General features: G+C 68.4%; 21 protein-coding genes and 6 pseudogenes. 16 read left to right on the top strand and 11 right to left on the bottom strand.

Features of this window, described 5'->3' with window-relative positions:
* On the bottom strand, positions 1–1,773 hold a 1,773-nt coding region (locus ACWD4O_RS43075), incomplete at its 3' end, for a S8 family peptidase (RefSeq protein WP_451288502.1).
* Between the two features lie 274 nt (positions 1,774–2,047).
* On the opposite strand from ACWD4O_RS43075, the gene ACWD4O_RS43070 reads away from it, so the two are divergent.
* Together ACWD4O_RS43070 and ACWD4O_RS43065 are read left to right on the top strand one after the other, a co-directional pair.
* On the top strand, positions 2,048–2,302 hold the full coding sequence (locus tag ACWD4O_RS43070) for a hypothetical protein (protein ID WP_451288498.1): 255 nt from the start codon (positions 2,048–2,050) through the stop codon (positions 2,300–2,302).
* 125 nt (positions 2,303–2,427) lie between these two features.
* Positions 2,428–3,013: pseudogene (locus tag ACWD4O_RS43065) on the top strand (IS5 family transposase); the annotation flags it as partial.
* Positions 3,014–3,036: 23 nt separating this feature from the next.
* Here the strand turns inward: ACWD4O_RS43065 and ACWD4O_RS43060 are convergent.
* From ACWD4O_RS43060 to ACWD4O_RS43045, 4 genes are all read right to left on the bottom strand, one after another.
* Positions 3,037–3,630 carry a hypothetical protein gene (locus ACWD4O_RS43060; RefSeq protein ID WP_451288497.1) on the bottom strand — a complete coding sequence of 198 codons (594 nt, stop codon included), beginning with the start codon at positions 3,628–3,630 and terminating at the stop codon, positions 3,037–3,039.
* Positions 3,631–3,704: 74 nt separating this feature from the next.
* Positions 3,705–4,076, bottom strand: a complete 372-nt coding sequence (locus ACWD4O_RS43055; protein ID WP_451288496.1) for a hypothetical protein — start codon at positions 4,074–4,076, stop codon at positions 3,705–3,707.
* 1,229 nt (positions 4,077–5,305) lie between these two features.
* Complete coding sequence (locus tag ACWD4O_RS43050) at positions 5,306–6,061, bottom strand: SDR family oxidoreductase (protein WP_451288495.1); 756 nt, start codon at positions 6,059–6,061, stop codon at positions 5,306–5,308.
* Positions 6,062–6,210: 149 nt separating this feature from the next.
* Positions 6,211–7,005, bottom strand: a complete 795-nt coding sequence (locus tag ACWD4O_RS43045) for an SDR family NAD(P)-dependent oxidoreductase (protein WP_451288494.1) — start codon at positions 7,003–7,005, stop codon at positions 6,211–6,213.
* Between the two features lie 85 nt (positions 7,006–7,090).
* On the opposite strand from ACWD4O_RS43045, the gene ACWD4O_RS43040 reads away from it, so the two are divergent.
* Positions 7,091–7,942: a helix-turn-helix transcriptional regulator gene (locus ACWD4O_RS43040; RefSeq protein WP_451288493.1), complete on the top strand. Its 852-nt coding sequence runs from the start codon at positions 7,091–7,093 to the stop codon at positions 7,940–7,942.
* A gap of 340 nt (positions 7,943–8,282) precedes the next feature.
* On the opposite strand, the pseudogene ACWD4O_RS43035 reads toward ACWD4O_RS43040, so the two are convergent.
* Positions 8,283–9,723: pseudogene (locus ACWD4O_RS43035) on the bottom strand (NF041680 family putative transposase).
* Between the two features lie 486 nt (positions 9,724–10,209).
* On the opposite strand from ACWD4O_RS43035, the pseudogene ACWD4O_RS43030 reads away from it, so the two are divergent.
* Positions 10,210–11,171: pseudogene (locus tag ACWD4O_RS43030) on the top strand (IS701 family transposase); the annotation flags it as partial.
* On the opposite strand, the gene ACWD4O_RS43025 reads toward ACWD4O_RS43030, so the two are convergent.
* A complete protein-coding gene (locus tag ACWD4O_RS43025) occupies positions 11,155–11,520 on the bottom strand; it encodes a VOC family protein (protein ID WP_351917384.1) in 366 nt (121 codons plus the stop codon). The pseudogene ACWD4O_RS43030 and the gene ACWD4O_RS43025 sit on opposite strands and share 17 nt — an antisense overlap.
* Before the next feature lie 10 nt (positions 11,521–11,530).
* A complete protein-coding gene (locus tag ACWD4O_RS43020) occupies positions 11,531–12,136 on the bottom strand; it encodes a TetR/AcrR family transcriptional regulator (protein ID WP_451288492.1) in 606 nt (201 codons plus the stop codon).
* A 321-nt stretch (positions 12,137–12,457) separates the two neighbouring features.
* Here ACWD4O_RS43020 and ACWD4O_RS43015 point away from each other — a divergent pair, with 321 nt between their 5' ends.
* On the top strand, positions 12,458–12,997 hold the full coding sequence (locus ACWD4O_RS43015; protein ID WP_451288491.1) for an RICIN domain-containing protein: 540 nt from the start codon (positions 12,458–12,460) through the stop codon (positions 12,995–12,997).
* Positions 12,998–13,030: 33 nt separating this feature from the next.
* Here ACWD4O_RS43015 and ACWD4O_RS43010 read toward each other — a convergent pair.
* Positions 13,031–13,117: pseudogene (locus ACWD4O_RS43010) on the bottom strand (IS5/IS1182 family transposase); the annotation flags it as partial.
* A 253-nt stretch (positions 13,118–13,370) separates the two neighbouring features.
* On the opposite strand from ACWD4O_RS43010, the gene ACWD4O_RS43005 reads away from it, so the two are divergent.
* Positions 13,371–13,922 (top strand): RICIN domain-containing protein, encoded by a 552-nt coding sequence (locus tag ACWD4O_RS43005; RefSeq protein WP_451288490.1) that lies wholly within the window; start codon positions 13,371–13,373, stop codon positions 13,920–13,922.
* A gap of 414 nt (positions 13,923–14,336) precedes the next feature.
* A pseudogene (locus tag ACWD4O_RS43000) lies at positions 14,337–14,837 on the top strand (Tn3 family transposase); the annotation flags it as partial.
* 299 nt (positions 14,838–15,136) lie between these two features.
* On the opposite strand, the gene ACWD4O_RS42995 reads toward ACWD4O_RS43000, so the two are convergent.
* Positions 15,137–15,661: a hypothetical protein gene (locus ACWD4O_RS42995; protein WP_451288489.1), complete on the bottom strand. Its 525-nt coding sequence runs from the start codon at positions 15,659–15,661 to the stop codon at positions 15,137–15,139.
* 213 nt (positions 15,662–15,874) lie between these two features.
* Positions 15,875–16,903 carry a helix-turn-helix transcriptional regulator gene (locus tag ACWD4O_RS42990; RefSeq protein WP_451288488.1) on the bottom strand — a complete coding sequence of 343 codons (1,029 nt, stop codon included), beginning with the start codon at positions 16,901–16,903 and terminating at the stop codon, positions 15,875–15,877.
* A gap of 411 nt (positions 16,904–17,314) precedes the next feature.
* Here ACWD4O_RS42990 and ACWD4O_RS42985 point away from each other — a divergent pair, with 411 nt between their 5' ends.
* The 9 genes and pseudogenes from ACWD4O_RS42985 (at position 17,315) to ACWD4O_RS42945 (ending at position 23,813) form a co-directional block, all read left to right on the top strand.
* Positions 17,315–18,265, top strand: a complete 951-nt coding sequence (locus ACWD4O_RS42985) for an NAD(P)-dependent alcohol dehydrogenase (protein ID WP_451288487.1) — start codon at positions 17,315–17,317, stop codon at positions 18,263–18,265.
* Positions 18,266–18,364: 99 nt separating this feature from the next.
* Positions 18,365–18,745 carry a LysR family transcriptional regulator gene (locus ACWD4O_RS42980; protein ID WP_451288486.1) on the top strand — a complete coding sequence of 127 codons (381 nt, stop codon included), beginning with the start codon at positions 18,365–18,367 and terminating at the stop codon, positions 18,743–18,745.
* Positions 18,687–19,301: a LysR substrate-binding domain-containing protein gene (locus ACWD4O_RS42975; protein ID WP_451288485.1), complete on the top strand. Its 615-nt coding sequence runs from the start codon at positions 18,687–18,689 to the stop codon at positions 19,299–19,301. Before ACWD4O_RS42980 ends, ACWD4O_RS42975 begins: the two co-directional genes overlap by 59 nt.
* Positions 19,302–19,653: 352 nt before the next feature.
* Positions 19,654–20,114, top strand: a pseudogene (locus ACWD4O_RS42970) (FAD-dependent monooxygenase); the annotation flags it as partial.
* A gap of 82 nt (positions 20,115–20,196) precedes the next feature.
* Positions 20,197–21,060, top strand: a complete 864-nt coding sequence (locus ACWD4O_RS42965; protein ID WP_451288484.1) for an FAD-dependent monooxygenase — start codon at positions 20,197–20,199, stop codon at positions 21,058–21,060.
* A gap of 67 nt (positions 21,061–21,127) precedes the next feature.
* Complete coding sequence (locus ACWD4O_RS42960; RefSeq protein ID WP_451288483.1) at positions 21,128–21,370, top strand: DoxX family protein; 243 nt, start codon at positions 21,128–21,130, stop codon at positions 21,368–21,370.
* A gap of 422 nt (positions 21,371–21,792) precedes the next feature.
* Positions 21,793–22,158, top strand: a complete 366-nt coding sequence (locus ACWD4O_RS42955) for a nuclear transport factor 2 family protein (RefSeq protein WP_451288501.1) — start codon at positions 21,793–21,795, stop codon at positions 22,156–22,158.
* 165 nt (positions 22,159–22,323) lie between these two features.
* Positions 22,324–23,190, top strand: a complete 867-nt coding sequence (locus ACWD4O_RS42950; protein WP_451288482.1) for an NAD(P)H-binding protein — start codon at positions 22,324–22,326, stop codon at positions 23,188–23,190.
* Positions 23,191–23,234: 44 nt separating this feature from the next.
* Complete coding sequence (locus ACWD4O_RS42945; protein ID WP_451288481.1) at positions 23,235–23,813, top strand: TetR/AcrR family transcriptional regulator; 579 nt, start codon at positions 23,235–23,237, stop codon at positions 23,811–23,813.
* The last annotated feature ends 6 nt before the right edge of the window (positions 23,814–23,819 follow it).

Here is a 23,819-nt window from a genome sequence, read left to right as displayed (position 1 = left end):
TGTGGTTCCGTCGTTAGCCCACTTCACGGCCCTGCGCCGTTTCTGACGGCTGGTCGGGTGAGCGTACGTTTCGATGTTCTCATGACGAACATCTCCCACAGGCGCGCGGGCGTCCACGGTGTAGGTCTGGGCGATGTTGTCGGCGCTGCCGCCGACGTGGTTGTGCAGCGTGTAGACGGTGCCGTCCGGCGCCACCAGGTCGACCTTCAGGTCGCCGATGTAGGTGTGCTTGATGTCCACACCCACCTTGAGGGTGGCAGGGGCGTTGCCGGTCACGCCGGTCACGGCGATCGGGCTCTCCACGGTCGCGTTGTCGTTGACGGCGAAGTCCGCGAGGTTCTCGAAGTACGTGCCGGGCGGCGGGGTGGTCCCGACGGCCTTGAGGGCGTCGACCTGTCCTTCGCCGAAGAACGAGTTGCTGGCCGTCGTGCCCGTGCAGCGGCTGTCCGAGGGGCAGGCGATGTCGTTGGCCTGGGCGGCCAGCTTGGCGCGGATCTCCGCCGGGGTGATGCCCGGGTTGGCGCTGGCGATGAGTGCCGCCACGCCGACCACGTGCGGGGTGGCCATCGAGGTGCCGCTCTTGCTGCCGTAGCCGCCCCCGGGGACGGTGGAGTACACGCTGCTGCCCGGCGCCGCGATGTCGATGACGCCCTGCCCGTAGTTGGAGAACGAGGCCTTGGTGACGCCCGTGCCGTTGGCCGCGACCGTGACCACGCCCGGCAGCTCGGTCGGGATGTCGAGGCAGGCGTTGGTGATGGTGCGGGTGACCGGCGTCGAGTCGTTCGGGCTCGCGGAGTCGGTCGTCTTGTGGGCGAGGTCGTAGTTCTCGTTGCCCGCGGCGGCGATCTGGAGGGAGCCCTTGCCCTCGGCGTACTCCTGGGCGCGCTTGACGCCCTCGATGATGGCGGCCTGGTCGATGTTGTCCGGGCAGTTGAACTGCCACGGGTCCGTGTAATAGCTGTTGTTGGTGACCTTGAAGCCGTGGTCACCGGCCCAGACGAAGCCGCAGATGGTGTTCTCGGCGAAGAAGAAGGCGTTTCCGGGCTCGGCGACCCGGACCGCGGCGATCCTCACTCCGGGGGCCACGCCGACGACGCCCTTGCCGTTCTTGGCCGCGGCGACGGTGCCCGCTACGTGAGTGCCGTGCGTGTCGACGTCCCGCCAGGCGCCGGCACGGGTGTCGGGCTTGCCGTAGGCGCAGGAGACCGAGTCGGCCGCGTCGAAGTTGGGCGCCAGGTCCTGGTGCCGGTCGTCCACACCGGTGTCCAGGATGCCGACCTTGACCGTGGCGGAGCCCGGGTTCACGGCCCAGGCCTGGTCGGCCTTGATCTGGCTCATGTCGGCCCGGACCGGCTCTCCTGCCGGGGTCGAGGCCTGAGCCGGATCGGCCGGGAGCGCCGGGTCGTAGGCGGCGGCCGGGACGTCCGAGGTGCGCGTGGCGCCGACCTGCTGCACGCCGGCGACGCCGCGCAGGGTGGCGGCGAATCCGCTGGACGCCGAGTGGGCGACGATCACGCCGATGGCGTCGAAGTTCGAGAAAACGGTGCCGCCGTTGGCCTCGATCGCGGCGCGGACCGCCGAACTGTCACCGGGGGCGGTGATCACGAGGTAGGCACGCGTGCCGGCCACCCAGGTAGCACTCCGGGAAGCCGGCACGGCGGCCGGAGCGGGGGCCTTGGCGGCCGACGCGGTGGAGGGGACTACGGGGAGCGTGCCCGCGAGGGCGCCCGGGGCGCCGAACGCGAGGACGGCGCCGAGCGTGGCCGCCAGCACCAGCGTGCGTCTGGGGCGGCCGGATATGGGGGGTATCAATGCGTCCTCCGGAGACGGCCCGGCCGCGCTGAGGGCACCGGTCGGGCCGTACGAAACGAATGGTGGATGCAACATGTCAGGTGCATGCCCTTGTGCGGAAGTACCTTTCCGCGCAGGGACGTCATAGGGGCATGGCTGAAAAGAGACGCACCCCGGGCGTCGAGGGTTCGAGACCTCTCGGGAGCTCGGCGACGCCGACCGCGCCCCGGCATACGCCGCCGACCCGGCGCCGGCCGTGCTGCCCGCACCAGAGCCGGACCGACCCGAGGCGCTCCCCGGCCATCGCCGCCTCGAGGACGTTCTGTACGAAGGGCCTGCGGCCCGCATCCACATCACCTACGACGGACCCACCACCGTCACCGATCCGCTCGTTCCCGGCGCCGGAGAGCAGTACGCCGTCGTCGTCCTCGCCTGGATCAGCGCCGGCGCCTGGCCGCAGCCCGCACCGGGCGGACCCGCCCCGAACTCCGCGCTGACGTCGATGAGGTGACCGCGCCCGACATCCACGGAACCTGCCTGCCCGCGCTCAAGACCCACCTGCCGCTCGGCCGGCCCGAGCACTCGACCAGCAACCAGCAACCAGCAACCAGCACGACCGGGGGCGGGTGGGCCCCGCTGCTGCCGCCTACTCCCGAGCGCCGCCGTCGGCATCCGGGACGGTTGCGCGTTCCCGACCGAGTGGCGCTCGCCGGCGTGATGTACGTGCTGCACCGGTGTCGCACGGCGTGATGTCCGCCTGGAGACGGTGGGCTGCTCCGGGGTGGCGGCCTGGCGGCGGCTGCGGGGACCGGACCGAGGCCGGGTCTGGCCGCGCTTGCGCGCCGCGCTGCTGGCCGAGCTTCGTCACGCGGGCCTGCTGGACCTGAACGACTGCTCCGTGGACGGATCGCACATCCGGGCTCTCGAAGGGGGGGATCACGTCGGCCTCTCACCCGTCGACCGTGTCCGCACCGGCTCCAAGCACCACCTGCTCGTCGACCGTCACGGGACCCCGCTCGCCGTCACGCTCACCGGCGGCAACCGGCACGACGTCACCCCGCTCCTGCCCCTGCTGGACGCCGTCCCATCGATTCGGGGACCGCGGGGACGCCCCCGCCGCAAACCACGGCGACTGTACGCCGACCGGGGCTACGACTTCGACAAGTGCCGCCGCCTGCTGGGGAAGCGCGGAATCAAACCCATGATCGCCCGACGCGTTGTCCTTCGGCTTCCGCTTCGGATGATTCACCCCGGGGCCCGGCCTGGCGCGCGTACGACGAACCGAAGGACTCCCGGCCGACGGGACGTCCACGCGGTGGGCTGAGCCAGCAGCGTGTCCATCAGTGTCTGGCAGCGCTCCAGGTCCTCGGCCCGTCCGGGGACGACGAGGTAGTGGACGACGGCGACGGCGATGGCGATCGCGGCCTCGCCGCCCATTCCGAGGACGGGGACGGGGCCTCCGACGCGGACCCACTGGTCCCACATCACGTCGGCCATCTGCGTCCGAAGGATCTCGGGATGGATGTGAGCCTGGTGCATCAGGATTTCCAGGGCTCCGCTTCCCTTTGTGAAGGCGCGTACCGCCGCGCACAGCAGCCGGTCGTCGGCCTCCTGGACGGCGCGGATCAGACCGCGCAGGCCGCCCGCCATGGGGGACTGGGCGAACAGGTCGACGCCGGTGAGGGCGGCGTCGCGGTGGGCGCCGCGGATCTGCTCGACCATCTCGGCTTTGTCGGGCGAGGCGGTCTCCCAGGCCTCCAACAGATCCTCGAGCCCGATGTCGTCGACGCCGCCGACCATCATCCGGGCACCCGGATCCATCAGGGCTTGGTGGAACATGTTGGCCCCCGAGCGGGACGGCGGCAGGTCGAACCTTCGCGCACCATCGGACGCCCCAGTTGGCTTTTGCCGGGTCAGCCCCCGCTCTCGCCCTCGTCGGTCTCTTCCTTGTCGGACGTCTCGGCATCGTGTGATTCGCCTGTGGGATTGGCCGGCATGCTACGCGGACCTGCGGCGGTTTCGTCAACCGGCTGATGCGACGCCAGGATCTGGGGAGGGAGGATCTTGGGCATCGACGCAAGGAGTTGTTCCACTGCGGTCATCTGTGGCTGGAGGATCCCTGAGAAGTCGAGTTTCGGGAGGCCCTCAGGGATCCCGCGTGCCGCGTGGTGGTAGGCGGCGACAGTGGCCAGATCAGTCTTGGGCAAGGACGCAAGGAGCTGGGCTGTCGCAGCGGATGCAGCCGAAGCCGCGACGTCCTGGGCGCTGGTGGGGCTGCTGGTCACCCGTCTCGCCAAGTCGCCCAGCAGCCTGCCTGAGACTCCGTACGACGCCCATGCTCCGGTCGTCAGCCGTATCAGGCATGCACGGGGTGCCGGAGAGGATCGTCGGTGATTCATCCTTCTCGTCCGTCGAGAAGAGGATCTTCATACGCCATACGCACGCCACGCTCAGCGCTCTCTCGCCGTCATCGCTGACCGCGCTGCCGTACAGCAGCCACTCAACATCAGCCGTGTACCAGACATGCTGGTCGGTCTTGTGCCCGGTGACGTCCTTGACGGAGAGCAGTTCGACAGCCGGGGCGGCTGGCTAGGTACGCCAGGCGATCTCAGGATCAGACGCTCCGAGGCCGGGGAATCCGCCCTCGGAGTTCAGCGCTTCCACAGCCGTCTGCGCCACCTGCTCACGCATAGCCTCGGACCGCGGCAGTTCCTCCGCAGCAGCTTCGGCCGCTCGTCGGGGTTGTCCTCCAAGACTCCAGGATCGGATGGAGAACCAGATGGCGACGTCCCGCGCCCCCTCTGAGTGATCGCCTTTGCCGCAGCGCTTCGCCGGCGGAAGCGCCAGCGCCTCCCGGGCCGGCGCCTGGAGAGCAACGTCACCGCCGGTCTGGATCACCTCGAAGACATCTGCATAGGCAGCACGCCCGCGTACTGGTCGGGATGGTGCCTCGATTCATGCGCTGCCAGCTCCTCCAGCACCATCCAGGGACCGCCGCCCGCTGATGCCCTGACTTCCGAAGTTTGCGTATTGCATCGGCCTTGACGCCTCATGGCGGGACAAGATTGAACGCATTCGTATCAAAGGTGATCAACTATGCCTCCGTGGTCACGAATGGGGGAGGGCCCCGCAATTTTCAGGGGACAGGGCGAAGCCGCGCGGGAACTCGGGGCTACCGCAGACTCGGCGAACCGCTGCCGGCGCGGCACTCGCACCCCACTCCGACGTCGCCGCCATTGCCGACTCGCCGGCCGGCGCTGCGGGAAGCGTCGCCAAGGGCGGCAGCGGCAAGCCCACCGACGCCGACGTGCTGCTGCTCCGATCGTCCTGCCGCTGGTCGAGCGGACATCGCTCGTCCCCACCGAAGGGGCCCGTACGCGGAGATCGTGAAGTGGATGGAGCCGGCCGCGTCCGCAGCGGCTTCCGCAGTCCCGCCACGATCTCCGCGTACTGGCCCGCGCTGACGCTGCCGACCCGTTCTCGGTGATGCCCAGGACCTGGCCTGGACGAGTGATCAGCTCAGCGCGCCGCCGCTGACGAGCAGCTGCTGTCCGCTGATCCAGCGGGAGAGCTCGCCGGTGAAGAACTCGACCGCGTCCGCGACGTCGTCGACCGTTCCCATGCGTGAGCCGAGGGGGCTGGCGTTCTGCACGAGCCGGCGCAGCGGGTCGTCGGCCTTGCTTTCGGTGAAGTAGCCTGCGCCGTCTGTCGCGGTCGGAATGACTGCGTTGACCGTGACCCCTCGTTCGCCGATCTCCTGGGCGAGCACTCCGACCAGGAAGCTCCCCGGCAGCTTGCTCGACGTGTAGAGGCCGAAGCCGGCCGTCGGGCGGAGCGTGGAGCTGGAGCCGATGTAGACGATCGAGCCACCGCTGTCGACCATGCCTCCTGCCTTCTGCAGCGTGAAGAACGCGCCTTTGGCATTCACGTCGAACATGCGGTCGTATTCGGTTTCCGTGACGTCCAGCACCGGACCGAGGCCCTCGTCGAGGCCGGCGTTCGCCACCACGATGTCAAGCCTGCCGAACCGGCCGCGCGCCGTGTCGAGGAGCACCTCGATCTCGTCCGGCTTCGACACGTCCGCGCGGACGTCGATGGCCCGGGAGCCTACGGCTTCGATCGCCGCGACCGTTGCGGCGGCGCCGGATGCGTCCCGCGAGTAGTTGACCACGACGTCTGCGCCGAGCCGGCCCAGGCGGATCGCGACCGTCTGTCCGATACCCCGGCTGGCACCGGTGACGACGGCTGACTTGCCCGTGAGATCCGTCATGACTGATTCCCCTTTTTTCCTCTTCTTGGCGTCCCGCGGCTTCCGTGCGGGTCCGGGACCGATACCGAGCGCGTCGCCGGTGATCGAGATGCAGTCGTCGTTCCTGTACAGGGGCGTGCAGGAGCGGCCCGGAGCCCGGGCCGCTCTTTTCAGGCGCCGGCGCCGCCGTCGACCGGGATGATCGCGCCGGTCACGTACGAGGCGCGGTCGCTGAGCAGCCACGCAGCCGCCTCGGCGACCTCGCGGGGCTCGGCCATCCGGCCCAGCGGTGTCCCCGCGGTACTGGCCTCGATGATGCCGGGAGTCGCCGCCTCCCACTCCTCCATCATCTCCGTGGCCGTGCCGCCGGGAGTGATGCCGTTCACCCGGATGCCCTCCGGGGCCCAGGTCACCGCAGCGGTCTCGGTGAGGCTGTTGAGCGCGCGCTTCATGGCGCCGTACGCGGGCAGCGGCGGTACCGCGCGGCGGCTGCCGATGCTGGAGGTGTTGACGATCGCCCCGCCGCCGCTGCGCCGCATGAGCGCGGCCTCGGCGTTCATGGCGGTCCAGTGCGAGCGGAAGTTCACCGCGAACTGCCCGTCGATGTCCGCGTCGCTCGTGGTGTCGAGCGGGCCGGGCTGCTGCTGGACGATCGCACCGTTGTTGAAAGCGCCGTCGAGCCGTCCATGCAGCTCCTCGACGCGGTCGACGGCGGCGCGGATGCTCGCGGGGTGGGCGAGGTCCAGGGTGACGGCGTCGGCGACGCCGCCGTCGGCGCGGATCTCCTTCACGATGCGCTCCAGGGCGTCGGTGCCGCGGGCGGCGAGCACGACGGCGGCGCCCTCGGAGGCGAAGAGCCGGGCCGCGGCGGCCCCGATGCCGCGGCTGGCGCCGGTGATGAACAGGACCTTGCCGGTGAGCAGGCCGATGGGTGTGCTGTCTGGGGTGTTCGTGTTGTCCGTCATGGCAACAGCGTCCGGCCGGCTGCCGGCCGGATACAGGCACAGGCTGTACCAGGATCCGCCGCCGCACCGCGCGCACACTGGGCGTATGGACAGACAGGAGCTCGGGGCGTTCCTCCGCAGCCGCCGCGAGCGGCTCCGCCCGCAGGACGTCGGCCTCCCCTCCGGCCCGCGACGCCGCACACCAGGTCTTCGCCGCGAGGAAGTGGCGGTCCTCGCGCACATCTCCACGGAGTACTACATCCGGCTCGAGCAGGGGCGGGCGCCACGGCCCTCGGGCGACGTCCTGGCCGCGATTGCGGGGGCGCTGCGGCTCACCGACGCAGAGTCCGGCCACCTCCACGTCCTCGCGGGCACCGCGCCGAACCGGACCGGACTGCACCGGCGCGACGTCCGCCCCAGCGTGCTCGCGCTCCTGGAGCGGCTGCCGCAGACGGCCGGCTTCGTGATGTCCGCCGCGCTCGAGGTCCTCGCCTGGAACGACCTCGCGGCCGCGCTCATGGAGGACTTCGCCCCGCTCGCCCCCGAGGACCGCAACCTCGCCCGCCGGGCCTTCCCCGGGCCGCAGCGCACCGATACGACGCTCTACGGGATCTCCGACGCCGCCGAGTTCCGCCTCAGCGTCGTGATGCAGCTCCACACCACCCTCGCCCGCTACCCCACCGATCCCGCGGTGACCGGCCTCGTCGGCGAACTCCGCGACACCAGCCCCGACTTCGCCCGGCTCTGGGAACGGCACGACGTACAGGCCGCGCCGATGCTCACGAAAACCTTCCGCCACCCGACCGTCGGCGAGGTCGTCGTCGACTGCGACACCCTCACCCTCACCGACCGCGACCAGCACCTCGTGCTCTACAGCGCGCCGCCGGGATCCCCCGGCGCCGAAGCCCTCGCTCTGCTGAACGTCCTGGGAGCACAGGCCAGTCACTACCCGCGATAGCGCCACAGCCAGCCACCGCGAACACCAACGCCGGCAGGGATGACGTGTCGATCCGGTCGGCCGTCGCCTACTCGTCCAGGTGGCGATCTCTTGTCGCTATTCCGGCACCCACCAAGCGCGCTCTGTGGGTGCCGAAGGCTGTGTGCCCCGGCCCGGTGATGCGCCCAAGACCTACCTCACAGCACCAACATCACCAGACAGCGAGTCAGCGTGGCCGATTCTGACCCCTGTTACACCCCTCGGCTCGTTCCGGCGAGCCGGGCAGCTCTAACCCCGACCGGTCCAGCAGTCGCAGAACGTCACTGATCACCGGTTCTGACACAGCTTCTGATCTTGTTCCTTAACCTCGCTGGTCACGTTGGGTGATGGTCGCGGGGCGTTTGGCGGTCTTGCCGACGTCGTAGCGGGTGGCGGGGTGCCGGTTCCTGACGCCGGGCGGGCGTCCGGGGCGGTGGCGTCCGGGTTTCGGCGCACGGGCCGGACAGGCGAGGTGTGGGCGGATGTGCCGGAACCCGCGCCGGACGCGAGTCGGCGTGAGTGCTTCGCCAGGGCGAATGTTCTTCTCCCAGGGCTTGCGCCGGTCCGCCGTGAGTGGTGCGGCAAGGCGGAGTTGGGCGTGCGCGACGATTACGAGCCAGGTCCAGCGGTCCGCCGCCCGTGGGTCACGAAGCCGTGGCCTCGTCCAGCCGAGGGAGTGTTTGAACAGGCGAAACGTGTGCTCCAGATCGAATCTGCGCAGGTAGCACGACCAGACGAAGTCGACGTCGACCGAGGTGGCGCCGGTGGCGGAGGACCACAGCCAGACCGGTGGCGCCTCGCGAGCGCCGGGCAGGTGATCGACGCTCAGACGGATCAACGTGCCCTCGATGAGCGGGAGTTCACTGTCATGGTCGATCCACGCGGACCGCTGCTGCAGCCGTGGGTGGAGCCGGTCCCAGGCACGGGCTTCGGCCTTGCCGTATCGGGCTGTGTCGTTCACCGTGACCACGGACGGTTCCGGCCACGAGGCGGGCCTGGCCAGGCTGAACTCCTTGCCGTGCCGGGGCGGCCGGCCGCCCCTGGGATCGTAGACGCGCGGCGGCTTCGGCAGCCGAAGGACGCGGTCCGAGCGCAGACGCCCGACCAACTCGACGGTGAAGGTCGCGTAGGACCGAGGCCAGCCGTATCACGTCGTAGCCCGCATCCATCACGACCAGGACGTCCCCGTCGCCCTGTTGCCATTGCCCGGCCGCAATCAGCCGCTCGATCACGGCCCGCAGCTGGTCGGCGGTGACCGCCGCGGCGTCGTCAGCGGGCCCCAACCGGACCGCGTCCAGGACCTGCGTCCATGAGGTGCGGTCCGGGGTGAGCGCGGCGACGAACGAGTACGGCCGGCCCGGCACCACGTGGTCCGATGAGCGGCCGTTGCGGCCGTGCACCAGGCAGAACAGCCGATCCGGCGAGCAGGCAGCATCCGAGCGCAGCCACGGGGAGACATCCACGGTGAGCACGATCCGTCTGTCGAAGCGCGGCAGCGGCAGGGATATCAGCAGGTCGCGCAAGGCGTCGGTGTCGAGGCTGCTGTGGTTCAGGGCTCCGTACAGCGAGCCGTAGCCGCGCTGGTGCTCTGCCAACAGCGACAGTTCGACGGGGGTCCTGGTCGGGCCATCGGCACATAACAACGCGTCGGCCAGCTCGAAGAACGCGTCCGCTCGTGCCGACAGACACTCGTAGGAGGCCGTCCGAAAGCGTGACAGTTCGGCGAACCTGTCCCGTTGGCCGACCGACATCAGCACACTCATCCTCACGGCCTTCCTGGTGAACTCCGGTATCTCGTCGCAGAGTTCAGGATCACGAGGAAGGCCGCCCTCTTGCCCGGCGATCACTCCAAAGAGTGACCATGCGGCCGGGACCGAGGTCAAGGAACAAGCTGATCGCCAGGTACGCACGTCCCTTCGCCAGGCTCGCATTGATCGCCGCCATGGCCGTGCCGTCCTCGGAACCTGCTGCTGAAGGGGGCATGCCAGAGCGGCTTCGGCGACATCCTGAGCCTGTCGGAACCGCCGGGGTCGCTGGCGACAGGCGAGCCTTGGCTTGATGCTGACTTGCTCGGCCCGGTGTACGTGCTCGGCCGAGGTTCGGGCCCGAGGTGATGGTCGTCCCGGCATCACTGCTCGGCAAGGCTGCCTCTTAATCCTCCAGCTGTAGATCGTGATCTTGCTGGTGGGAGCCGGTGCGGGAACGGGTGCGGCCACCGTTGATCATCGTGAGTTGTGTGGACTGACGAAGGGGTCCAGCGCCAGTACACCGGCACCGCCGGCCGGATCGAGAACTCCCAGGTCGCCGTCTACCTCGTCTACGCCGGCGAGCGCGGACACGCGGCGGTAGACCGGGAGCTGTACATCCCGCGCTCCTGGACGTGCGACCCGGACCGTTGCCGGGCCGCGGGGCTCAGTGAGGACACCGGCTTCGCGACCAAGCTGAACTGGCCCAGGTGATGATCGAACGGTTCCTGGACGCCGGACACCGCGTCGGCTGGGTCACGGCGGACGAGGTCTACGGCGGCAACCCGAAACTGCGGACGGCTCTGGAGAACCACGGCATCGGTTACGTCCTCGCGGTGGCCTGCTCGGCCGAAGTGCCCACCGCCGCAGGCGGGTCCCGCGCCGATGCCCTGGCGCAGAAGGTGCCGAAGCGGGCCTGGCAGAAGCTCTCGGCCGGACCCGGCGCAAAGGGGCAGCGGTTCTACGACTGGGCCGTCATCGACCTCACCGAAGCGGCACCGGGCCGCCACCAGCTGCTGATCCGCCGCAACCGCACCATAGGTGAACTCGCCTACTACCGCTGCCACTCCACCGCGCCGGCGTCCTTGGCCACTCTGGGCAAGGACGCAGGTTCCAGATGGCGGGTGGAGGAGACATTCCAATGTGAGAAAGGGCTGGCCGGGCTGGATGAGCATCAGGTCCGCCGCTACCCGTCCTGGGCCCGCTGGGTCACCCTCGCCATGCTCGCCCACGCGTTCCTCGCCGTCGTCCGCGCCGACGAACACGCACTCCGCTCCACATCGGACGACCTGATCCCGCTGACCTGCAACGAGATCCAGCACCTGTTCATCACTGTCGCTGTCAAGCCCGATCACGGCCCGGCCCACCGGCTCAGCTGGTCCGCCTGGCGGCGCCGCCATCAAGCCCGAGCCCGCGCCGGCCATTGCCGCCGACGAAGCCGGATGGCCGCTATCTGGGGGACATGACCTCGAAGAGGTTTCCGGCGTCATCGGTGAAGTACAGGCCGCGAGGACACAGCGGGTGGTCGATCCGGCCGTTGTCGGGCTCGCTGGGATCGTTGCCATAGGGCACCCCGGCGGAGTTGAGCCGGGCGAGGATCCCGTCGAAGGACGACGGATCCACGTCGAAGGCCAGGTGGTGGCCGACCGGATTCTCGACGGACATGAAGTCCAGCGTCAGGGAATCGTTGACCTGCACCGGCGCGAAATGCCGGTCTGCTCCTCGATAGTCCAGTCCCATGACGGAGGCGAAGAAACGCGCTGCCGCCTCGTTGTCGACGGCGGGAACGATGGTGTGGTTCAGCGTGATGGACATGCTCTGTCTCTCAAATCTCGACTGGCTGGGACAGGACGCCGTGCAGGAAGACGTCGACGAGGTCGCGCACTCCCAATTGCGGCGCCGGATCCGTCGGCTCGCCTCCGGTCGGCGGCCTGCCGGCCCCGACGAACAGGAAACCCAGAAAGATCAATGCTGCCTGTTCAGGAGGCAACCGCAGCGACTCCCGCTCAGGCTCGAAGAGTTCGGCCAGCGCCTCCCGAACGGGCAGGGAACCGGCCGCACGATCAGGCGGGGCCCCTGCGCTGCCGGGACGACCGCTTCGTCCCCGCCCGCCCGTCGCATGAAGCGCCCCGACCACCGCGCCGACCCGGTCCAGGTGGGCGTGCAGCGCCGAGGCAGCCTCGGTCAGCCGGTCGGCAAGCGGCTGATCCATAGACACCAGAGCGAGTTCGTCGAGGGCGTGGGCCGGACTGAGCGCCTCGGTCACGCACGCGTCCAGGAGTTCCTCCTTGTCCGCGAAGACGCGGAAGATGGTGCCCTCCCCGATGCCTGCGGCCCGGGCGACCTGGCGTGTCGTCACCGCGCTGCCGTGCTCGATCACAAGCGGAAGCGCGGCACGAACGATCATCTCCCGGCGGCTGTCGGGATCCATCGCCGGTGCTCTTCGTCGACTGGGTGCGGTCGTCATGGAGACAAGTATCGGAGTGAGTGCTCACTCCGGTCAAGGGGTCGCCGACACGGAGCATCAACTCCGCTCGATCATGCTGCCGGACGTCTGAAGATCACGATCTACAGCTGGAGTATTAATAAGGCGGGTGTCGGCATCGACGACGACCTGCACGTTTACGGAGGGGTCGGCGGGTCGCCGACAACGTCGAGACAGCAAGTCTGCAAGCAACAGATGCTTAGGTGTGTACACGACAGGAGCGGCCGCGAGGCCCGTAAAGCCCGAACGATAGAATGAGGCATAAGCATGGTGAACATGGAAGCGCGCGCCCGCGCTTCGATTAAGAGGCACTTCGTGCGCCGTGCGACGACCGCACTACTCGCTCTGGCCGTGTCCATGGGGTTCTTATTCCTGAATGCCGGCTCTGCGTCCGCCATCAATTCCGGCGACGTCATCGGAAAGAACTTCCTGCGCAGCTGGCAAACCGGGCGCTGCCTGGACAGCAACTCCAACGGCGACGTATACACGCTTCCCTGCCAGCAGGGAAACCAATACCAAACCTGGGAAATTAAGTACCAAGGCCACGATACCTGGGACATAGTCTCCATTAAGAATTCAGCGACCGGACTGTGCCTGGCGACACACCCCGACTACGGATTTCTTGCCACTAGTTGCAGTACTGCGTATATCTATTGGTATGGAATGGGTTCGGGCTGGGACAACGTCCAGCTGGCACGCGCGTCTTGGCCGCATGGGGGTTACTGCCTGGACAGCGACTACGCCGGAGACGCCTACGCGACGCCTTGTGGAGACAACGACTACCAGCATTGGAAGCTGGGTTACTAGAGAGCGTGTCCTATGCGGTGAGGCGGACGAGTCGCAGCAGGGGGCGGCGGCGAGTCCGAGAAAGGCCAGGTCGTTGTGAGGATTCCGCTCGTGGCGGCTGAGTCTGCGGTAGCCGGACAGTCAAGGTGTTGATGTAGGCGCCGTCACCGGGCGCGGTGACGCCCTGGCGGCGGCGTCCGGCGGTCAAGATCGCGTCACGTATGGGCGTCGGCCCCTGTTGCCCGGTGTCGGGCGCGCGGCGGCCACGACCCGAGGGTGACGGGTCGCCGGCAATGTCGAGACAGCAAGCCGACAAGCAGCAGGTGCTTACCTGTGTACACGTCAATCTTGGTCGCGAGACCCGTAAAGCCTGACGATAGAAAGAGGTATAAGCATGGAAAGCATGGAAGATGGCACCCGCGCTTCGGTCATGAGGGGTCTCGTGAGCCGTGCGACGACCGCGTTGCTCGCTCTGGCCGTATCCATGGGGTTCTTATTCCTGAATGCCGGTTCCGCGGCTGCCCTCAATGACGGCGACCTCATCACCACGAACTTCATACGCAGCTGGCAGACCGGGCGCTGCCTGGACAGCAACGCCAGCGGTCAGGTGTACACGCTTCCCTGTCAGCAGGGGAATAACTACCAGACCTGGAAAATTATTTACCGCTATACTGACGGTCATGACCGGGTCAGCATCATGAACGTGGCGACCGGACTCTGTCTAGCCGCTGAGCCGAAGGACCTCTACCAGGCGAATGGGCATAACATCTTTACAGGTGACTATCTGAAGTATTGCGGTTGGGCGCGGGCCTGGGAGGGTGCCGGGACGAGCTGGGACAATGTTCAGCTCATCAACGGTTGGTGCCTGGACAGCAACTATGCCGGAGACGTGTACACCACGCCTTGTGGTGACAACGACTACCAGCATTGGAGGGTCGGTTACTGACGCAGCCTGATCTCGGTTGGGTCGCTGTGTTCAGCCCAACCCACTCAGCGTTTCCTCCGGGCGAATATTTCGGCTCGCCCCCGTAGCGTGGTAGACGTGCAGTCCGCAGAAGAAGTGCGTGCGGGTGCCCGGCCCCCGGCCGCGCACCCGCACCCGCACCGCGGGACGTGCCCGCGCAGTGCCCAGGCCTATTCCTTACGAGTGGCGGCTTCCTGATCGCTGAGTCTCCCAGCAGTTCATCGGAAGCGAGAGCCAGAGCGAGGCCCTCCAACTGGCTCTGGAACGAGGCCATTTGCCGGGGAGCGACATCGAGAGGTTCGTACGGCACACATTCGCAACGACCCGCCGCCCCCAAAGCTACCCGCTCGGCCGTGCGATCAGGGTTCAAAGACGGGTCCTGAGCGCTGCAGCAACGTGAAGGGCCGTGCCCACGGGATCCGGGGGCACGGCCCTTCTGTATGTCCATACCTGGTCGCCGACCACTGGGACGATCTGCTGCGTCTTGCGGGATCGCTGAAGTACGGCCAGGCCACCGCCTCCCTGATCGTCGGCAAGCTCGCCACGTCCTCCCGGCAGAACGCGCTGGACGCCGCGCTCAAGGAGTGCGGGGCGATCAGGAGGACGGTCTACGCGGCGAAGTACCTGTCGGACGAGGGGTACCGGCGCAAGATCGCACGCCAGCTGAACAAAGGCGAGTCCCTCCACGCGCTGCGCCGCCAGCTCCACTACGCGCGCGAGGGCAAGGTCACCCGCCGTCAGCCCACGCAGCAGAACGAGCAGGCGTGGTGCCTGACCGTGGTGACGAATGCAGTGGTCTGCTGGCACACCAAATACCTCGGCCTGGCCGTCGACCAGCTGCGCGGCGCTGGCCGCGAGGTGGATGACGCGGTCCTGGCGCACATCTCCCCGGCTCGCAGCCAGGCGGTCGCGTCCAACCTGCCAACGAGCCTACCGAGGTCAGCCCGAGCACGACGGGGAAGCCCCAGCAGCACGTCCTCCAGACAGTCTCGCGCCACCAGAGGATCACAGCAGTCGCAGCCCATCACCGGATCTGGCAGAACGCGCCCTGGTTGCCCCAGCGCTACGCGAGTCGCCGCAGTCACACCGCGGATCTGGCGAACCGGGACACCTCTTCTGGGCCGCCAACGCTCCGCGCGCAGCCCTTTCGGACGCCACGGCTTTCGGGCATCGACGGCACCCCGTAGCAGCGGCCGTCAGGCGTGCGCCTGGCACACATCCCGCACGGCGTCGCGGATGTCGAGGACCATCACACCGTCGATGGTCTCGACGCCGCCCTTGCCGAACCGGACCCACAGCGGGAAGGCGCCGGCGTCACGGGCGAAGACGAGCTTCTCGGCGGAAGCCGGGTTGGGCGCGGAGTCGATCTCGATCACGAAGTTCGGCCCGCCGGGCACCCGGACCACCACGTCCGCCCGGCCGTAGGGGCCCTTGCCGTCCGGGACCACGGGCAGCCGCAGTTCCTTGTAGGCGGGGGCGAAGGGTGCGAGCGGGCTGTCGCGCACCAGCTCGTCCTTGAAGGAGAGCACGACCCGGGTCAGGACGCGGGTGACTTCGGCGGTGACGGGCGGCCCGTGCCCTTCCGCGCGGTCGGCGGCGACGGCCTCCGCGGCGCGCTGCGACCAGTCGGCGAGGATCTTGCCCAGGAGCCAGGCCGTGTTGTCCAGGGCGTCCTTGTCCACCCTGCGGGACGCGCGGCCGGTGAGCTGGTGGGGAGCCACCCCTCGGCCCAGTGCGCCTGGTCCAGGAGCCGCAGCACCCCGCCGTGGGCCGCCGCACGCCCGGCTTCCTCCTTCGCACCGGCGACCTCTACAGCTACCTGAGCGAGCAGATCGGGGCCCTGGAGGGGCGTGCGGTCGGTGGAAACGGCGCTCATGCTGCGTCAGGTCAAGGAGCTCACCTACGAGCCCAGGCGGTGACCAGCGTCTTCGCTGTCAATCCGCCTGGACGCCCGCGTAGAGGGTGATGGTTTCCCGGGCCCTGCGGATCAGGGCTTCACGCAGCTCGGCCGGCTCCAGGACTTCCACTGCGGGACCGAAGACCAGCAGCTGCTCGGCTGAGCCCACCGATCGGAACCGCAACTCCAGGCGCACAGGCTCCATGCTCTCTGACCCCTCTGACCCCTCTGCCCCCTCTGCCCCCTCTGACCCCGATGCCTGCGCCTCAGGTGGCGGCGGGGCAGCGAGCTCCGCGCTGTGGACGCTCAGGAACCTCGCCAGCATGGGACGCTGCACCTTCACGGTCACTTTCACTGGCGTGGGCACCTTGTCGACCACGTTCCGCAGGATCTCCCACAGATCAGCCAGCTCCACCCCCGCACGCCGCTGGACAGGTTCCTCGGTGACTGTCGCAGACAGCATCCGATCCGCCCGGAACATCATGGGCTTGCCGCGGTGATCAGCCACCAGGTACCAGATCCCCGCCTTGCTCACGAGCCCGTACGGGTCGAGCGTGTAGGAGCGAACCTGCGCGTCGCGGCCGTGCCGGTACCGCAGCCGCAGCCGCCGGTCGTTGAAGACCGCCGCCTGGAGCACGCCGAGGTCGACCGTGGGCTCCTGAGGACTGCTGCGCCAGCGCACCGGGTCGATCAGGATGCGGCGGCTTGCGAGATCGGCATCGCCGCGAAACGGTGCCGGAAGAGCGGCCATGACCTTGCGCAGCGCCGAGCCGATCGCCTGCCCCAGCCCGAGGTCGGCGTGAGTCCGGTCGGTGACCAGCACGAAGAGCGCACGGGCTTCGTCGGCCGTCAGACCGGTGACGTCGGTGCGGTAGCCGGGCAGCAGTGCAATGCCCCCGTTGCGGCCCCGCTCGGCATAGACGGGCACACCGGCCGCGGACAGCGCCTCGACGTCACGGAAGATGGTGCGGACCGAGACTTCCAGGCGATCGGCAAGCTCCGTGGCGGGCACCTGTCCGTGGGTCTGCAACAACAGCAGTAGCGACAGCAGTCGATCGGACTTCATGCCTCCAGGATGACGCCCATACATGACGACGCACGTCATGTATGGGAGGCGTGCTCTTCATAACAGCTGTCCAGAGCCAGCCTCGCACTGGCCGCGATCCGGGATCGCCGACCAGTGTCCAGTCTCCAAGGACGGCAGAAGCGGCGAGGGCCCGTCGTCTTCCAGGGCGACGTCCGCGGCTGGGAATCTCGCACGCCTTCCTCTAACGGCCCGCCGAAAAACTTCCGACAAACATGACGGCACATGTCAAGTATCTGGTCGTACGTTAATGGGGCAGCAGGACGTGACTCGTTATGTCAGCGAGTGAGCCTGAAGGTCTCAGTCGTGACCCTGCTGTATCCGATCAACCCGGCCGGGCTGATGTGCGGGTCTGAACCCCGCAGTCCGGCGATCTTCAGGAAGTGGCTTCACATGCGCAGGATTCAGTACGACACCTATGGCGGCCCGGAGACGATGCGTCTGAAGGAGTTCGATCTTCCGACGCCGGGAGCGGGAGAGGTCGCAGTGATGGTGAAGGCGACCTCGGTGAACCCGATCGACTGGAAGCTGCGCCAGGGCGAGCTGAAGATGATGACGGGCCGGTCTTTTCCCCGGGCGATGGGGTCGGACTTCGCAGGTGTGGTCCACGCGGCCGGCGCGGGGGTGACGCAGTTCAAGCCCGGTGACGAGGTGCTCGGGATCGCACGGCTGAAGGAGAGCGGAGCTTATGGCGAGGCGGTCATCACGACCGAGTCGTTCCTCGCGCTGAAGCCTGGCGGGCTGTCCTTCGAGCAGGCGGCCTGTCTGCCGACCGGCGCCGTGATGGCCTGGAACGGGCTGGTCGAGCGCGCCCGGCTCCAGCCCGGACAGCGGGTGTTCGTCAACGGCTGCACCGGCGGAGTCGGGGAAGCCGTGGTGCAGGTGGCCAAGATGCACCGCGCCTGGGTCGCCGGCAGCTGCAGCAGCGCGTCGGTGTCCCGGGCCCGTGAACTGGGCGTCGACACCATCCACGACTATGCCGGAGCCGACCCGTCGGAGACCGACGAGTTCCGAGGCTCCTTCGACGTCGTCTTCGACACGTCCGGCACGCTGCCGGTGAAGTCGGCGATGCGCCTGCTGAACAAGGGCGGTGTCTTCCTCGACATCAACGCCTCGCCGGGCAAGTTCCTGCACTCGGCGCTGATCCGTAGGCACAAGATCTTCTTCTGTACGCCGACCACGCAGATCCTCACCCACGCCGCCCGCGCCGCCGTCGAGGGGAAGATCCGGATGTCGGTCGGCGAGACCGTGTCCCTCGACTCCGCCATCGACCTGATCAGCGATCTGGAGAAGGGACGCAAGATCCCCGGCAAGGGACTGATCCTTGTCGACACAACCTCGTGAGCGGATCCCCCGCGCGAGAGCGCGACCGAGCGCGCCGCGGCTCGCCATCCGTGCAGGAGAACACGGATGGTGAGCTGCACGGGGGGTACCCCGATGAACATGGCCGGCCTGGACCTGAACCTGCTCGTCCCTCTCCAGGCACTCCTGGAGCTGCGGCACGTCACTCGCGCCGCACAGCGGGTGCATCTGACGCAGTCCACGATGAGCAGCAGCCTCGCGCGCCTTCGGCACCACTTCGACGATGAACTGCTGGTGCGCTCCGGCTCCTCCTACCCGCTCACACCGCTGGGGCAACACCTGGTTCCGCTGGTGAATGAGGCGATGTGGGCGGCCGGCAACGCCCTGAGCGCCGCATCGGGCTTCACTCCCTTGCACAGCGAACGGGCGCTTCCTGGTCACGGCCTCCAGTTACGCCGCCGGCGTGGTGGGTCCGCCGCTGCGCACGGGCCTGGCGCGACAGGCGCCGCGGGTCTCGGTTGAGTTCCGCCCCATGCCCCGACGCCTGCTGGCCGAGGGGGACCTGCTCGAGACCGATCTGGTGATCAAACCGGTGGGACTCGACCTTCCCGGCTCCCGCCGAGTCCTGTTCAGCGACGACTTCGTCTGTCTCGTGGACGCCGGGCATCCTGCTGCCACGCTGCCGATGACCGCCGAGGTGCTGGGCCAGCTCCCGAACGCCGCCGCTGCCTTCGTCAACGGGGTGCCCACCGCTGCGGACCGCCTTCTCGACGACCTCGGCGTCGAGCGGCACGTGGCCCTGCTCGCGGACGACTGGGTGTCCCTGCCCTGGCTGCTGCGCGGCACCGACCTGATGGCCGTGCTCCCTCGCCGGATAGCATCCTGGGCCGCCCAGGCCGGTGCGTTCATCATTCGCGAGCTTCCCGGCGAGGACCGCGCTCCGTTCACCGAAGCGGCGGCCTGGCACCCGGCCCGCGGCGGCGATCTCGGTCTGCGATGGCTGTGCGGACACCATGGCCTCCGCTATCCGGGAACAGGACACAAGCAGATAAGACACAGCGCCCAGACGGCCCGCTGACTTCACGAGCCCACCAACACTGCAGTACGGCTGCAGGACTGCGCTGCGGGACAGCGGCTCGCTCGCCCGGCCGGACGACACGAGAACGTGAGTGTGACGGCCGCCTCGCGCTGCGGTCTGTGCGGAACGCCGGGCCCCGGGGGAATGGGCTGGCCGGTCACGGTCATCGAGGCAGTCGATGAAGGGCATGGGGACAGTCCATTTCCCTGTCACCTCCCACAGGACAAGACTGAATTCACCGGCAGCAGAACCCTGATTCCCCGTCAGCGGAACCCGGTTCGAACGCGCTTCACCAAGCAGCGGCTGCGCAGCACTCCTCTTCGACCCGACAACCGTTTGACGGGGGACAACCATGTCCGACGTGATCGTGGTGGGCGCCCGGCCGACCGGGCTGCTCCTGGCCGGAGACCTGGCGGAGGCCGGCGTAGCGGTCACCGTCCTCGAACGCCGCAGCGGTGAACTGTCCAACATGACACGTGCCCTGATCGTGCACGCCCGCACCCTGGAACAGTTCGACGCCCGCGGACTCGCCGACCCCCTGCTGGCGACCAGCGCAGCTCAGCTGTCCGCCCTGCGGATGTTCGGGCACATGGACATCGACCTCGCCCGCCTCCCGAGCCGTTTCCCCTTCCTCGCTCTCACCGGGCAGTACAACATCGAAGGACTCCTGCAAAAGCGGGCCGCCGAGGCCGTGCGGACTTCGCCTACGACTGCGAGGTCATCGCGGTGCGGCAGAACGGCGCCGCTGTGCAGGTCGACACGCGAGGTCCTGACGGAGCCGTGACCACCCGTCATGCTTCCTACGTGGTGGGCGCCGACGGAGTGCGCAGCGCCGTCCGCAGGACGCTGGAGGTGCCCTATACGGGCCGGGGGCCGGGCCGTCCTGAAGTCCATCATGCTCGCCGACGTGCGCCTGACCGAGGAGCCGCCGCGGTCGATCACGGCCAACGGTACGGGAGACTGCTTCGCGCTGCAGGCACCGTTCGGCGACGGCTGGTACCGCGTCTTCGCAGGGGACCGACGCCACCAGGTCCCAGACAGCACGCCGCTGGCGCCGGAAGAGGTCGCCGCAGTGGCACGGAACGCGCTCGGCTCCGACTTCGGCACGCACGACCCCCGCTGGATGTCCCGCTTCCACTGCGACGAGCGGCAGGTCCCGCACTACCGCATCGGCCGGGTCTTCCTCGCCGGCGACGCCGCGCACTGCCACTCACCGGCAGGCGGGCAAGGCATGAACACCGGTCTGCAGGATGCGGCGAACCTCGGCTGGAAGCTCGCAGCCGTCCTGCGAGGCGCCCCCGAAGAACTCCTCGACGCCTACCACACCGAACGCCACCCCGTCGGCCGCCAAGTGGTCCGCAGCAGCGGCGCCCTCGTCCGCATGGCCACGCTCAAATCAGCGCCCGCACGCGTACTGCGCGGCCTGATCGGCGGCATCGCCCTGCGCATTCCAGCGATCGCCCGCAAGACGTCCGGCCAGATCAGCGGCATCGGCGTCGGATACGGCACCACGACGAGACGAGCCCCCGACACCCAGCTCGCCGACGGCCGCCGCCTTTACGAAGCCCTGCGCGGCGGCAAATTCGTCCTCATCGGCCCGACCGACATCACCGGCTGGGAAGACCGGATCCAGGCAGTGCCAGGCCCCTCGCCGATGCTGGTGCGTCCCGACGGTTACATCGCGTGGGACGGCACAGAGCCGCTCAACCTCACCGACTGGTGCGGCGCACCCAACACAGGACCGCACCAGACCGTCTGACGTCCGACAACCCCACGTGCCGCACGCCCAGTTCCCGGACAGCGCAGACGACACACAGCCGCTGCCCGTGAAGAATCCAGCCCTCGGCCTGCTGGAGGTACTGGTCGGCATCGGCCTCGTCCTGCCCGCAGCCACGGTCATCGCCCCCGTACTCGTTGCCCGGGCCGCCCTCGGCGGCCTCGCCCTGGCCCTCGGCGGAACCGCGGTGCACCTGCGCCGCTCGGAGACGCAACCCGCCACCGTCAACGTCCTCTTCATTGCCCTGCTGGCCCTCATCGCCTGGGGCCGGTTCGGCCCGTACCACTTCTGAACCTGCGTTCCGCGGGAGGAAAGGGCCGGCAGGCTGCCACCTGCCCCAGCCCGTGGTGCCGCCCCGGCCCGATCGGATGCCATGCCGCCCACGACCTGAGGCTGCTGTAACCCAAGCCGCCAAAGACCGCTGGCAGCGAATCAGGCGGCGCACCGCCGCGGAGGGCCCTGTACATGAGCAGGCGTGTCCCGTCCCTCGCACCGGCGGTCCTGCTGATGCGAGGGACGGGTCATCTGGTGCAGCTTCAAAAAAGCTTTCCCAGATACATGACGGAGCCTGTCATGTATCCCAGGGATGATGAATGTGCTGGGTCGCCGGAAGAGCGCCCTTCATCCCCTCTGTTGCGGCCTGTGGCCTTCCTTGCCGCTTTTGTCGCACACAGGGGGACAAAGCACCATGAAAGGAACAGTACTGTGACCGCAATGAACGGGCTCGCCCAGAAGACTGCTCAGGGCTTCGTCAAGGCCTGGACGAGCAAGGACGTCGAGAAGGCGCTGACCTTCATCGCCGACGACGCCGTGTGTGAGGCCCCGAACGGGACCTTCGAGGGCAAGGGCGGTTTCCGGGAGTTCCTCGCGCCCTTCGTGGGTGCGATGACCGGTGCCACCGTCATCGATGTCCTGGGCGACGACACCAACGCCGCGGCCGTGTACACCACCGAGGTGCCCTTCGCGAGCAACTTCCGCGGCATGGACTACATCACGGTCAAGAACGGCAAGATCACGCGCGTGATCAGCCACTTCGACCTCTCTCCGCTCATCCAGTCCGGCGGAAACCCCCAGCACTGACCGGTGCAGCCATCGGCGGGCCCACCACTGCCGCCGTCGGCGGTGTGGGCCCGCCGGCCCCTTTTCGGACGGGGTCTTCGCACCTCCGCCCCGCTCATCAGCACTCCCGGCACTCGCCGCTTACCGCTGCCGTCATCCCTTCATCACGAGGAAAGCCGTTTCACAATGATCACCATCACCGCAGCCACCGGCCGTCTCGGCCGTCTCGTCATCGGAGAACTCCTGGAGCGCGGTGTGCCCGCCGACGGGATCGTGGCCGCCGTACGCAGCCCCGAGAAGGCGGCCGACCTCGCCGAGCGCGGGGTCCAGGTCCGTCACGCGGACTACGACCAGCCGGAGACGCTGGAGCCTGCCTTCGCCGACACCGACAAACTCCTGCTCATCCCCTCCGCCGTGTACGGACAGCGCTTCCCCCTGATGAAGAACGCCGTACAGGCCTCGGTTGCCGCGCGGGTCTCGCTGGTCTCCTATGCCAGCTTCGTCAACTGCGCCACCAGCACCCTGCGGCTCGCGGACGAGCACAAGCAGACCGAGGCGCTCATCCAGGAGTCGGGCCTGCCCCACGTCTTCCTGCGCAACGGCGCGTACATCGAGCTGTACTGCGGAGAACTCGGGGACCTGGCCCCCGCGCTGCAGTCGGGGGTGATGCTGGGCTCGGGCGGCAACGGCAAGATATCCGGAGCCGCCCGCCCGGACCTCGCGGCGGCCGCGGCCGCCGTCCTGACCGGTGACGGCCACACGAACACCGCCTACGAACTCGGCGGCACGCCGTTCACCCTGGCTGACGTGGCCGCCGAACTGGCCGCACAGACCGGCAAGCCGCTCGTCTACCAGGACCTGCCCGCCGAGGAGTACGCGGCCGCACTGGCCGGATGGGGCGTGCCGAAGCCCTTCGCCGACCTGCTGGCCGACACGAGCTTCGCCATCACCCGCGGGGACTGGTACACGGACAGCACCGACCTGGAGCGGCTCATCGGACGTACCGCGACCCCCCTCGCCGACGTCGTGACCGGCGTGCTCAAGACGATGTGAGGCGAATCCTGCTGGAGTCCCAGTCAGGAAATCCAGCCAGATACATGACCGTTGCAGAGCGCTCCGACGCGGCTTGCAACAGGGCCCGTCTGCTGGATGCCGCTGCCCGGCTGGTCGCCGAACGGGGAGTCGAGCACGTGACCACGCAGGCGGTCGCAGAAGCCGCTGGAGTCGGGAAAGCCACCCTCTACAGACGGTTCGGCGACAGGAACGGACTCCTGCTCGCCCTGCTGAGTGAGGCAGAGAGTGAGTTCCGCGAGGCCTACACCACCGGCCCGCCTCCGCTGGGGCCAGGAGCGCCTCCCGACGTCAGACTGACGGCCTTCGGGTGTGCGCTGATCAACCGCACAGCAGCCTCGGCCGACCTAGGTGCGGCCCTGGGGCGCCAGCTGACTGCCGAGTGCCGCTACTCCTCCGCAGCATGGACCGACTTCCACAGCCACCTCTCGTCGCTCCTGCGTGTATCCGGCGTGGACGGGGACTGCGACATGTTCGCTTACGCCCTCCTCGGCTTCGTGAGCACCGAACTGTCGGACTACCTGCGCCAGACACACGGCGTGCCGGTCACCCGCCTGCACGCCGCCTGGTCGGACCTCGTGCGACGGGTCGTGCAACAGAGGTGAAATGCC

Source organism: Streptomyces sp. NPDC002623 (assembly GCF_053592635.1).
The sequence above is the reverse complement of the archived record's forward strand: the minus strand, read 5'-3'. Positions and strand labels throughout refer to the sequence as shown.

Coding starts and splice junctions, on each gene's coding strand:
- ACWD4O_RS43060 (WP_451288497.1), bottom strand. CDS start 3,630: ATGTTCCACCAAGCCCTGATGGATCCGGGTGCCCGGATGATGGTCGGC.
- ACWD4O_RS43050 (WP_451288495.1), bottom strand. CDS start 6,061: ATGACGGATCTCACGGGCAAGTCAGCCGTCGTCACCGGTGCCAGCCGG.
- ACWD4O_RS43045 (WP_451288494.1), bottom strand. CDS start 7,005: ATGACGGACAACACGAACACCCCAGACAGCACACCCATCGGCCTGCTC.
- ACWD4O_RS43040 (WP_451288493.1), top strand. CDS start 7,091: ATGGACAGACAGGAGCTCGGGGCGTTCCTCCGCAGCCGCCGCGAGCGG.
- ACWD4O_RS43025 (WP_351917384.1), bottom strand. CDS start 11,520: ATGTCCATCACGCTGAACCACACCATCGTTCCCGCCGTCGACAACGAG.
- ACWD4O_RS43020 (WP_451288492.1), bottom strand. CDS start 12,136: ATGGATCCCGACAGCCGCCGGGAGATGATCGTTCGTGCCGCGCTTCCG.
- ACWD4O_RS43015 (WP_451288491.1), top strand. CDS start 12,458: ATGGTGAACATGGAAGCGCGCGCCCGCGCTTCGATTAAGAGGCACTTC.
- ACWD4O_RS43005 (WP_451288490.1), top strand. CDS start 13,371: ATGGAAAGCATGGAAGATGGCACCCGCGCTTCGGTCATGAGGGGTCTC.
- ACWD4O_RS42990 (WP_451288488.1), bottom strand. CDS start 16,903: ATGAAGTCCGATCGACTGCTGTCGCTACTGCTGTTGTTGCAGACCCAC.
- ACWD4O_RS42985 (WP_451288487.1), top strand. CDS start 17,315: ATGCGCAGGATTCAGTACGACACCTATGGCGGCCCGGAGACGATGCGT.
- ACWD4O_RS42980 (WP_451288486.1), top strand. CDS start 18,365: ATGGCCGGCCTGGACCTGAACCTGCTCGTCCCTCTCCAGGCACTCCTG.
- ACWD4O_RS42965 (WP_451288484.1), top strand. CDS start 20,197: ATGCTCGCCGACGTGCGCCTGACCGAGGAGCCGCCGCGGTCGATCACG.
- ACWD4O_RS42955 (WP_451288501.1), top strand. CDS start 21,793: ATGAACGGGCTCGCCCAGAAGACTGCTCAGGGCTTCGTCAAGGCCTGG.
- ACWD4O_RS42950 (WP_451288482.1), top strand. CDS start 22,324: ATGATCACCATCACCGCAGCCACCGGCCGTCTCGGCCGTCTCGTCATC.
- ACWD4O_RS42945 (WP_451288481.1), top strand. CDS start 23,235: ATGACCGTTGCAGAGCGCTCCGACGCGGCTTGCAACAGGGCCCGTCTG.